The sequence below is a fragment of the Chryseobacterium sp. VD8 genome (genome assembly GCF_037149975.1).
In the GTDB taxonomy this organism is placed as follows: domain Bacteria; phylum Bacteroidota; class Bacteroidia; order Flavobacteriales; family Weeksellaceae; genus Chryseobacterium; species Chryseobacterium indicum.
This window is the reverse complement of the sequence record NZ_JBBCQL010000004.1, coordinates 1-11,357: the sequence shown is the minus strand read 5'-3', so window position 1 is coordinate 11,357 and position 11,357 is coordinate 1. Positions and strand designations below refer to the sequence as shown.

At 37.2% G+C, this 11,357-nt stretch carries 8 protein-coding genes; 3 read left to right on the top strand and 5 right to left on the bottom strand.

The annotated features are described in order from the left end of the window. Positions 1-18: 18 nt before the first annotated feature. From WFK35_RS00835 to WFK35_RS00820, 4 genes are all read right to left on the bottom strand, one after another. On the bottom strand, positions 19-1,317 hold the full coding sequence (locus tag WFK35_RS00835; protein WP_336730928.1) for an aldehyde dehydrogenase family protein: 1,299 nt from the start codon (positions 1,315-1,317) through the stop codon (positions 19-21). 141 nt (positions 1,318-1,458) lie between these two features. Next, complete coding sequence (hutG, locus tag WFK35_RS00830; RefSeq protein WP_336730927.1) at positions 1,459-2,379, bottom strand: formimidoylglutamase; 921 nt, start codon at positions 2,377-2,379, stop codon at positions 1,459-1,461. Positions 2,380-2,932: 553 nt separating this feature from the next. Beyond that, positions 2,933-4,156 carry an imidazolonepropionase gene (hutI, locus tag WFK35_RS00825; protein ID WP_336730926.1) on the bottom strand — a complete coding sequence of 408 codons (1,224 nt, stop codon included), beginning with the start codon at positions 4,154-4,156 and terminating at the stop codon, positions 2,933-2,935. 28 nt (positions 4,157-4,184) lie between these two features. Beyond that, positions 4,185-4,529 carry a four helix bundle protein gene (locus WFK35_RS00820; RefSeq protein ID WP_336730971.1) on the bottom strand — a complete coding sequence of 115 codons (345 nt, stop codon included), beginning with the start codon at positions 4,527-4,529 and terminating at the stop codon, positions 4,185-4,187. Positions 4,530-4,724: 195 nt separating this feature from the next. Here WFK35_RS00820 and ruvB point away from each other — a divergent pair, with 195 nt between their 5' ends. Genes ruvB through coaE form a run of 3 tightly spaced genes read left to right on the top strand, consistent with a single transcriptional unit; the run spans position 4,725 to position 7,309 of the window. Next, a complete protein-coding gene (ruvB, locus tag WFK35_RS00815; protein WP_336730925.1) occupies positions 4,725-5,747 on the top strand; it encodes a Holliday junction branch migration DNA helicase RuvB in 1,023 nt (340 codons plus the stop codon). 50 nt (positions 5,748-5,797) lie between these two features. Beyond that, entirely contained in the window at positions 5,798-6,664 is an 867-nt protein-coding gene (locus WFK35_RS00810; protein WP_336730924.1) for an MBL fold metallo-hydrolase, read from the top strand. Positions 6,665-6,673: 9 nt separating this feature from the next. Continuing rightward, a complete protein-coding gene (gene coaE, locus WFK35_RS00805; protein ID WP_336730923.1) occupies positions 6,674-7,309 on the top strand; it encodes a dephospho-CoA kinase in 636 nt (211 codons plus the stop codon). Positions 7,310-7,424: 115 nt separating this feature from the next. Here the strand turns inward: coaE and WFK35_RS00800 are convergent. Further along, a partial coding sequence (locus WFK35_RS00800) for a GEVED domain-containing protein (protein ID WP_336730922.1) occupies positions 7,425-11,357 on the bottom strand: 3,933 nt, incomplete at its 5' end.

The window sequence follows — 11,357 nt, the reverse complement described above, 5'->3', positions numbered from 1 at the left end:
CTCTTCCAACTTCCTTCTTTACTCATAATTTCCAACCACAGTTCTTGCTGTTACGAATTCCCGTAAAGCCAATAAAGAAAGTTCTGTTCCGTAACCTGAAGCTTTTGATCCTCCGAATGGAAAACGCGGATCAGAACTCGTCATTCTATTGATATTAACGGTTCCAGATTCAAGGTTTTCAATAAAAAATAACTGTCGTGACTGATCTTTTGTCCATACGGAATTAGAAAGCCCGAAAGGAATATCATTCGCCATTTTTAGAGCTTCTTCATCAGTTTTAGCAATCATCACCATTCCAAGAGGTCCGAAAAGCTCTTCCAGTAAAATAGGATTTCCTTCCTTCACACGAATTAAACCCGGTCTGAACTCATTTTCAGAAATTCTTTCCAGAGGAAGAATGATTTCAGCTCCGTGTTCCAGTGCTTTCTGAAACTGTTTTTCCAGTTCATCCGCAAGATCCGGTCTCGCCATTCCGGCAATTTTAGTTTCTTTATCCATCGGATCTCCAACCTCATATTTTTTATATTCTTCAATAAATATAGGAAGAAAGGCATCTTCAATTTTTTCATCAATGATAAATCTTTTCGCCGCGGTACAGGTTTGTCCGCAATTCTGAAGTCTTGATTTTACCCCTGCTTTTGCCGCTTCATCCAGATCTCCGTCATCCAGTACAATAAAAGCATCACTTCCGCCAAGTTCAAGCAATGATTTTTTGATATTTAGTCCTGCAATAGAAGCCACTTCTCCACCCGCTTTTCCGCTTCCTGTAAGACTGACTCCTTTTACAGCATCATGTTCGAGAATTCCTTTTACTTCTTTATGACTTACCTCAAGATTCTGGAAAATCCCTTCCGGAAATCCGGCTTCCAAAAGTACTTCTTCGATCGCATTTCCGCTTCCGAAACAAATTGAAGCATGTTTTAACACAACGGTATTTCCAGCTAAAATGGCAGGAACGGCAAATCTCAAGACCTGCCAGAAAGGAAAATTCCATGGCATTACTCCTAAAATTACCCCTTTTGGAACATAATGAACTTCAGAATAAGAAAATTCGGACTCGATTTTCTCTGGTTTTAAAATATTTTCAACATCTGCATAATAATTCATCATTAAAGCACATTTTTCAACCTCAGCAATAGACTCTGAAATAGGTTTGTTCATTTCCTGAGTAATGATCGTTCCAAATTTTTCAGAATTGTTTTTTAAGATTTCCGCTGCTTTAGCAATGAGTTTCTGTCTGTCTTCGAATGGTACTTTTCTCCATTCTGAAAATGCCTTATCTGCTTTGATAAGTTTATTTTCAATTAATTGTTCCATACTATAATTTCTGTTTTTAAATTCAGTCTTTGCCGAATTTAATTAATGCTTTTCTTCAAGCATCTTGGAAGCAACAAATCCTGTTCCTTCGGGTTATATAAAATAATGATTTTTTCTATCGGAATATTGTTAATTTTTATGTTAAATCATAAACCACTCATTCATAAGTGTTGCGGCTAATCTTGCAGTTCTGTCCTGTATGTCCAACTGAGGATTTACCTCTGCGACGTCGAGTGCCAAAAGTTTTTCACTTTTCAGAATATGTCTGTAAAAATGCATAAATGTCGCATCGGCAAAAATACCGTTGTAAGCAGATGCGGAAACTCCCGGAGCAATAGAAGCATTAAAAACATCCATGCAAATCGTAAGATAAAGATAGTCTACACTGTCGAGAAGATCATTTATTCTTTGGTAAACAGAAGGTAAATTTTCAAAGAAAAGTTCATCGGCAAGAATATATTTCATTCCGTACTGATGGGCGGTATCAAATAATTTCAAAGTATTTGAATTTCTCTGAATTCCGATATGCAGCGAATGAATTTCGCCTTCCTGAGCAATTTGCCAGAATCCGGTTCCGGAACTCGCTCCTACTCCATTTTCAGGCTGTCTGTTATCAAAATGAGCATCAATATTAATGATTCCTATCTTCTGTTCGGGATAAGCTGTTTTTAAGCCTAAATAATGCGCATAAGTCACTTCATGACCTCCGCCTAAAACTACAGATCTCCCTCCTTTCAGCAACACTTTGGAAACATTTTTGGCAAGACTGTTTTGCGTATTTTCTAAATTCCAGTCATCACATGTAATATTTCCAAAATCCAGCAAAGAAAAATCAGGACGGATTACAGGAAAATTCGACATATTTTTACGGATAATATCCGGAGCATCTTTTGCGCCCTGTCTTCCTTTATTTCTCCTAACGCCTTCATCTACAGCAAATCCATGTAAAACGAAATCTTTAGGTGAAACAAGATCGTAGTTATTTTCTTCTTTCACCCTCTGAAATATTCTGTGGAAAAGAAGTTCTTCTCCGTCTAATCTTCCCTGCCAAATATTATTCATACTAATTTATGTTTTGTGATTTTGTTATTCTTTATACCTATAAATACTTATGAGGAATTTAATGATAAAATATATTATTAAAATAAATACAATTAACCAAATTATTAAAATCGCTGCATTTAAAATATTATTGGAATTGCTTTCTATTTTCTCAGTAAAAATTGCAAAGACGCCAACAAAAGACAGAAAAATAAATAATATTATTGATACTAAAATCAATAGGAAATTAATGATTATCTTTTTCATCTAACCTTAATTTTTAGCTTTATAATTTAATTATTTAATCCTGCCAACTAAATTTATGAATGCACTTTTTATTATTTGGAAAATACTAAACATACATCTTATTAAGAAATAAAAAGATATCAATATTAATAAAAGAAAACTTACAAAAACAAACCCTGAATATATAAGATTCAAAAACTGTCCTCCGGTTTTTATATTTCCAATATTAACCCAAAGAGCTTGCAAGATAGAAAGTACGTTTAATGATATTATAAGAAGTACGAAATAAATTACAAGATTTTTAATTCCTTTCAGCATGGCAAAGTTTTTATAATAATTTACCATCAATATAAACCTTGTCCGCTTTCAAGCTTCCCTGATTATAAAGAACATTCTGGAAATTATTGGTTTTAAAAGTCACAAAATCTGCTTTTTGTCCTTCGGTTAATCTTCCTCTGTCTTCCAGACCAAGCGCAAAAGCCGATCGGAAAGTAATTCCCGCTAACACTTCTGCTGTCGTTAATTTTTCAAATGTTGCCAGAATGGAAGCCTGCGTAATTAAATTTCCCATCGGCGCAGAACCTGGATTCCAGTCACTTGCGATCGCTACAATCGCTCCTGCGTTTAATAATTTTCTCGCCGGCGTAAACTTTTCTCCCAATCCTAAACTTGCACCGGGTAAAGCGGTTGCCACTGTATCGGATTTGGCTAAAAATTCAATATCGTCATCAATAGTAGCTTCCAGATGATCGGCAGATTTTGCCCCCACTTCAACTGCAATTCTTGAACTTCCCGGAGTAAACTGATCGGCATGAACTGTAATTTCAAAACCTAATTCTTTAGCTTTTAACAAAAAGTTTTTGCTTTCTTCAGGCTGAAATGCAGATTTTTCAATGAAAATATCTACGCGCTTTGCCAAATCCTCTTCTTTTACTTTCGGTAAAATTTCATTTACAATATATTGTAAATAGTCTTCATTGCTTCCTTCAAAATCTCTTGGCTTCAGATGTGCGGCAAGACAGGTCGAAACCAAAGTGGCTTTCGTCTTTTCCTGCGCTTTTTTAATGATGCGAAGCATTTTCAGCTCGTTTTCCACATCCAGACCGTACCCGCTTTTTACTTCAATAGTGGTAATTCCAAGTGAAATTAAAAAGTAAATTCTTTCCAGCATAGTTTTTAACAATTCCTCCTCCGAAGCATTTCTCGTATGCTGTACCGAACTCCAGATTCCGCCTCCGCTTTCCGCAATTTCGAGGTATGTTTTTCCTGCATTACGCATGGCAAAATCATTCGCACGGTTTCCGCCAAAGCAAATATGCGTGTGGGAATCTACAAAAGCTGGAAGAACAATCTGCTCTCCTTCTACCGTTTCAATTTCTATATTCTGGTTTTCAGATTTTAATATATCAAAATTTCCGACCTTTTTGATTTTATTATTATCGATTAAAATTCCTCCATCGGGAATGATCTCAAGTTGTTCGTCTGAAATTTTTCCTCTTAAAGGAAGGTTTGCAAGTGTTACCACCTGCTTGAAAGGACCAATTAGTTTCATTACTATAAGATTAAGATTGAGGCTTAGATTAAGGATGAATTCTGCTTAAATGGTTTGTTATCTTATTTAAATCATGTACAACTTCATTAATTAAATTTTTTATTTCTAAGCACTCATTTTCTGAAAAATATTTTACCCGGCTTCCGTATATCAAATGGCTTTTAGTTTCAAATGCAGATCCTCTGGAAATATCATAAAACCTGCTTTTATCTTTCGCTGTTCTTCTCCCAAAACCTTCAGCAATATTTGCTGAAATACTTTCCGCTGATCTTCTTAATTGTGAAGTCAATGCATAGTCTTCTTTTTTCGGTAAATTTTCAGACATATTAAAACATTTTTCAGCAATATCCATTGCCTTTTGCCAAACGGGCATCTCAGTAAAATCTTTTATCATTTGTTATTACTATTTGCCTCTCAAAAATACTTAAAATATATCAATATTGTAAATCACAAATACACTTGCCCTTAATCTTTACTTAAAGCTCAGAATTACGCTAAAATTAATCTCAGCCTCAACCTTAATTTTTACCTCAATTTTCCTATCTTTACGGTAAATGAAATTGAATTAATGCCCGATTTTTTACATCCAGATAAAGACAATTATTCCCGCGAAGAACTTGCGCAGGAAGAACAGATTCGTCCCCAGAGTTTTAAAGATTTTGCCGGACAAAGAAAAACATTGGAAAATCTCGAAGTTTTCGTGACGGCTGCCAAAAGACGTGGCGGAGCTTTGGATCATGTTCTTTTGCACGGTCCTCCCGGCTTGGGAAAGACTACTCTTGCCAATATTATCGCTAATGAACTTGGAGTAAACTGCAAGATTACTTCAGGACCTGTTCTGGACAAGCCCGGAAGTTTAGCCGGTTTATTAACCAATCTGGAAGAAAATGATGTGCTTTTCATTGATGAAATCCACCGTCTTTCTCCTGTTGTGGAAGAATATCTGTATTCTGCGATGGAAGATTATAAAATCGACATCATGCTTGAAACCGGTCCGAATGCACGAAGCGTACAGATCGGCTTGAATCCTTTTACTTTGGTGGGAGCAACAACACGAAGCGGAATGCTTACCAAACCGATGCTGGCAAGATTCGGGATCCAAAGCAGGCTGGAATATTATACCATTGAACGTTTGTCGATGATTATTATCCGAAGTGCAAGAGTTCTGGGCGTAAAAATCTATGAAGATGCCGCAATTGAAATTGCCAGAAGAAGCCGTGGAACACCGAGAATTGCCAATGCACTTTTAAGAAGAGTCCGCGATTTTGCAGAAATAAAAGGAAACGGGGAAATAGAAATCAACATTACAAAATATGCTTTGGATTCTTTAAACGTTGATGAATTTGGTCTGGACGAAATGGATAACAAAATCATGCGCGTGATGATCGAAAATTTTAAAGGAAAACCCGTGGGAATTTCGGCTTTGGCAACATCTATTGCAGAAAATCCGGAAACTCTGGAGGAAGTTTATGAGCCTTTTTTAATTCAGGAAGGATTTATCATCAGAACGCCTAGAGGCCGTGAAGTAACGGAAAAAGCTTATAAGCACCTCAACATTTCAATGCCTAAAAACCCGGGAGAACTTTTCTGATTTTTGACTTAAATAAAAAATAAATAACATTATAAAAAACTCAATATTATATGAAGCTATATCCAATACAATGCGGAAAATTTAAGCTCGACGGCGGAGCGATGTTCGGAGTCGTCCCAAAGAGTCTGTGGGAAAAAACCAATCCTGCAGACGAAAGAAACTTAATTGAGCTGGGAACACGTTCTCTTCTTGTGGAAGACGGAAAAAAATTAATTTTAATTGACTGCGGTTTAGGAAATAAGCAGGACGATAAATTTTTCAGTCATTATTCGCTTTGGGGAGACGATAATTTAGACAAAAACTTAAAAAAATATGGTTTTGTAAGAGAAGACATTACGGATGTTTTCCTTACTCACCTTCACTTCGATCACTGCGGTGGCGCAATTGAATGGAATGACGATAAAACAGGTTACAGACCTGCTTTCAAAAATGCACAGTTCTGGACGAATGAAAACCACTGGAAATGGGCAACGGAACCTAATGCCAGAGAAAAAGCGAGTTTTCTGAAAGAGAATATTATCCCGATTCAGGAAAGCGGACAACTGAACTTTTTACCTCTTCCGGCAACGGGAAATTACGGTTTTGCACCTGACTTGAAAATGGATGTGATTTTCGTTGATGGTCATACCGAAAAACAAATGCTTCCTGTCATTCAGTATCAGGAAAAAACGATTGTTTTTGCAGCCGATTTAATTCCGACAGCGGGACATATTCCTCAGGTTTATGTGATGGGTTATGATACCCGACCTCTTTTAACTTTAGAAGAAAAGGGTAAATTTCTTAAGCAGTGTGTGGATAATGAATATCTGTTGTTCTTTGAGCATGACGCACACAACGAACTGGCAAGTCTGAAAATGACTGAAAAAGGGGTGAGATTGGACGAGACGTTTAGTTTTAATGATGTTTTTGGATATTAATTTTTAACTATGGAGGAATTACATTCAGAAACTCAGAAAGCAGAACCTGATCCCTTATCTGCACCCAAAATCATTGGCTTAACTGGCGGAATCGGATCCGGAAAAACTACAGTTGCAAAATTTATTGAAGAGTTCGGATTTCCGGTTTATTATTCGGATGACAGGGCAAAAGATATTGTGAATGACAATGATGATTTAAAACAGAAGATCAAAGAACTTTTAGGAGATAATGCCTATGATGAAAACGGAGTCTACAACCGTAAATATGTTGCTGAAAAAGTTTTTAACGATAAAGATTTACTTCAGGGATTAAATAAAATTATTCATCCTGCTGTAAGAACAGATTTTGAGGATTGGGTAAAAAGACAAACGAAATATCTGGTTTTTAAAGAAACAGCTTTATTGTTTGAGTTAAAATTAAACCTGCAATGCTACAAGTCTATACTGGTAACTGCGGAAGATAATATCAGAATAAAAAGAGTGATGGACCGGGACGGAAAAACCTACCGCGAAGTTCAGTCTGTTATGGAAAAACAAATGCCGGAAAAAGAGAAAATAAAAATTGCCGACTGCATTATCTATAACAACACAAATCTTGAAGACCTCAAGGAACAAACCGAAAAAGTTGTTTTTGATATTGAATAAAATTAAGCTCGTTGGATGTATTTCTAACGAGTTTTTTAATGCTTTCTGTTTCTCACATAAAAAAACAGGCTCTCATTTCTGAGAGCCTGCTTAAGTTGATTAATGATTAAATGTATTATTCTTTGACAAATTTCTTCTGAACAGAAATAGTATTTCCATCCAAAATATCTATCACATAAAGTCCATTTATTAAATTGTGTACATCAATCTTATTATTCAGGATAATACCGCTTGATACCAATTGTCCTGCTGAACTGTAGATCTTATAATTCGCTTTTTTGCTGATATTTTTCACATACAGTACAGAACTCACCGGATTCGGATAAATCATGACATCTGTTTGATTAATTGAATTAGCAACAGGAAGCTTAGAAATTCTTACCGTGTAATCTTCTACTTCGCCATTCGGGAAGTTGGTACAATTTACAGGAATAACATCTTTGCCCATTGCTACTCTCATTACTACATATTTGTAGTCTACCAGACTGATGAACGCATCTGCAGGTACCGTAAATGTGGTGCTCGCAGTTGGATTACTGTTTGGTCCGTCAGCAAGGATTCTTTCGTTGATATCGAAATATCCGTTTCTGTTGAAATCGATCCATACTGCAACTCCTGCTTTATTGTTTCCTGACAGTTTTTTATCAATTACGATTTTATTGTCGGAAGACCCCTGAATCAGTTCAATAAATTTAGCCGGAACTCCTGTATAATCTGTATAATTAGATCCTACGGAAGTATTCGTCATCTGAGGTTTACCATTTGGCGTTACCGTTACTTTAGAGATGTACTCTGAAGTTGTTGTTCCGGTAGATGCCATCTGACAGTAAACAATTGTTGGCGTCGTGAAGAAATAAGGCAGTGTATATGTACCCGGAGTTCCGTTACAAACGTTTGCTACCTGCATTTCATACTGTGTTAACTCTAATAAACCTGTAAGGGTAATCGTATTTGTATTCGATGGTACCATTGTCCAGCTCGGAATACCTACTTTTCTGTATCTCAGGATATAAGTAGCACCCGGGAAAGGATCCCATGTTACCTGCGCCGTTGTAGGAGTAATTGCTGTAATGGTAAGTCCCGGAGGAGGTAACTGACACGTTCTTTCCGTAGTAAACACTTTAGGATTAGACCATGGATTTACAGTAGTTTCTCCATTACAGATATTCGCCACCTGTACTTCATAAGTCGTATACGGGCTTAAACCTGTAAGTGTATATGTATTTAATGGTGCTGCAGTAACGTTGATTGTAGCCCATGTTGCTGTACCTACAATTCTGTATCTGATTACATAAGTAGCACTTGGTACAACAGGAGCCCATGTTACTACGGCTGAGTTGGTAGTTACAGTTCCTATTGTAACATTCGGAGGTGTAGGATCACATCTTGTAGTGAATGTCTGTGTAGGTGTAAATGTACCCGGAGTTGTTCCACAACTTCCTGCTATCTGTACTTCATAAGTCGTAGCAGGTGTTAAACCGGTTAAAGCCAATGGTGGGTTACCTGTTAAAGTTGATACTACAACCTGAGTCCATGTACTTGTTCCTGCCACTCTGTATCTTACAATAAATGTAAGACCACCTGCAGGCACAGTCCATGTAACATTCGCAGAAGTATGAGTAATTGTGTTAAATGCTAAATTAGTAGGTGCTGTTGTAGAACAAGGTCTCAATTTCACCGCATAATCTTCGACTTCACCATTCACTGCATTCTGACACATAACAGGTGCACTTGTACGTTTAAGAACAACTCTCATTGTAGTTGTTAAAGGCCCGTTATATGCTGTTGAAGGAACGCTGAATAATGCTGTAACAGGAGTTGTAGTACTTGCCGCAGACGCCATAATCTGCTCTGTAGTTTCAAATACTCCGTTTCTGTTAAAATCGATCCAAGCTGAAACTGCATCATTTTGTGCCCCGCCTTTAGCTACTGAAATCTGGTTATTTGTAGAACCTATTTCCAGATTTACCAATGTAGCCGGAGTGGTATAGCTGATGTAGTTTGTCTGTACAGAAGTATTGCTCATTGGAGGAATACCCGGATTCACTGAAGTTATTGTCACATTTGAAATAAAGTCAGTCGTTCCTGTACCCGTCATATTACAATAAGTAATCGGAGTAGTTGTGAAAAGTACAGAGTTAGACCAAGGTCCTTGAACTCCACCACAAATTGTAGCTACCTGTACTTCATAAGCAGTTTGTTCAGTAAGCCCTGTAATATTATAAAGGTTTCCTGTAACTACAGGAGATGTATTCCAAGTTCCCACAGGGTTGGTAGTTCTCCATCTTACCAAATAAGTTGCCCCAGTAGAAGAGATCCAAGATACTGTAGCTGTAGTAGCTGCAATATTTGATATTGTAATACCTGTAGGTGCAGCCGTAGTACATGGCTGGATATCTACAAACTGAACCTGATAGTCTTCTACCTCGCCATTACTTGTAAGAGGTGAACAAGCATCGGTAGGTGTCAAATAATAAACAATCACACGCATTTTTACTTTATTCGTACCAGAGTAAGCTCCGGCAGGAACAGCGAAATTAGCAGTAACAGGTGTTGTGGAAGAATAACCTAAGTTCATTATTCTTTCTCCACCGGCAACTGTAGTAGGATTGTTATTAAAAATTCCATCTCCGTTAAAATCAATCCAAGCATAAGTAGAATATGTGCTTGATAAGATCGTTCTTCCTACAGAAAGTACGTTACCTGTAGAGTTACGAGCCAAAGTAATGATCTTAGTAGGATCATTAGAATAATCTGTGTAAGTACTAGCTCCGGAGTTGTTAGACATCATCGGTGTATTAGTACCTGTAACAGTAATATTATTAATGTATCCGTCAGTTACTGTCGCAGTTCCTGAATTACAATATGAAATTGCAGGAGTTGTAAAATAAGTAGAAGCAGACCAAGCCCCTGTAACGCCACCACAAATAGTTGCAACCTGTACTTCGTAAGTAGTGGAAGCATTTAAGTTTATAATAGTGTACGGGTTGGTTACCGGAGCAGCAATTACCGTCCAAGCACCACTACCTGTTCTGTATCTTAATGTATAAGTTGCTCCCGTAGTATTGATCCAAGAAACCAAAGCTGTAGAAGCTGTAACGTTTGAAACCACTATCGGTGTTGGAGGAGCCGTTGTACAAGCCGCAAGATCAATAATCTTAACCGCATAATCTTCGATTTCTCCGTTCGCAACCGTTGCACAAGGATCTGTAATTGTAGAAGTAGAGAAAATAACTCTCATTCTAAGTGTTAACGGACCATTGTAAGAAGTTGTAGGAACTGTAAATGTAGCTGTAATAGGAGTGGTTGTACTTGCAGTAGTATTAATTACTCTTTCTGCAGCTTCAAAGATACCGTTTCTGTTGAAATCAATCCAAGCTCCAACTGCCAGTGAAGACTGAGTAGTTGTTAACCAAGATTTAGAAACAGAAATTGAGTTATTGGCAGTATTACGAACCAATGTTATCAATTTGGTAGGATCAGGAGAATAATTCGTATATGAATTCGCTCCTGAATTGTTACTCATTACGTAAGAACTCACTGGAGCTACCGTTACGTTAGAAATATATCCATTGGTATTATTCGTAGAAGTAATATTACAATATGTAACCGCCGGAGTCGTGAATTGCAAAGGAGCAGTAAATGTTCCCGTAGTTCCCGAACAAACATAAGCTACCTGAACCTCATATTGAGTCTGTTCAAGAAGGTTGCTCAGTGTATAAGCATTCGTTGTTAAAGGAACTGTAATCCAAGTCGGAGAACCTACCTGTCTGTATTGTAAAACATAAGTTGCCCCCGTTGCAGGATCCCATGTTAAATATGCAGAAGTTGCTGTAATATTTGTAACCGATAAGTTTAATGGAGCATTACTTGTACAAGCAATTGGCTGAATTAATTTTACTGCGTAATCTTCAACCTCTCCATATGTATAACTTGTACACATTACCGGAGAAGAGCTGAATTGTAATGCAACTCTCATCTTAGTAGTTGCAGGTCCGTTATAAGCAGTTGTCGGAACGTTGAAAGTGGCAGATACAGGAGTAGTTGT

What these genes read in the sequence shown, in the direction of transcription:
- hutI (WP_336730926.1), bottom strand. Translation starts at nt 4,156, where the DNA reads ATGAAACTAATTGGTCCTTTCAAGCAGGTGGTAACACTTGCAAACCTT.
- WFK35_RS00810 (WP_336730924.1), top strand. Translation starts at nt 5,798, where the DNA reads ATGAAGCTATATCCAATACAATGCGGAAAATTTAAGCTCGACGGCGGA.
- hutG (WP_336730927.1), bottom strand. Translation starts at nt 2,379, where the DNA reads ATGAATAATATTTGGCAGGGAAGATTAGACGGAGAAGAACTTCTTTTC.
- coaE (WP_336730923.1), top strand. Translation starts at nt 6,674, where the DNA reads ATGGAGGAATTACATTCAGAAACTCAGAAAGCAGAACCTGATCCCTTA.
- WFK35_RS00820 (WP_336730971.1), bottom strand. Translation starts at nt 4,529, where the DNA reads ATGCCCGTTTGGCAAAAGGCAATGGATATTGCTGAAAAATGTTTTAAT.
- WFK35_RS00835 (WP_336730928.1), bottom strand. Translation starts at nt 1,317, where the DNA reads ATGGAACAATTAATTGAAAATAAACTTATCAAAGCAGATAAGGCATTT.
- ruvB (WP_336730925.1), top strand. Translation starts at nt 4,725, where the DNA reads ATGCCCGATTTTTTACATCCAGATAAAGACAATTATTCCCGCGAAGAA.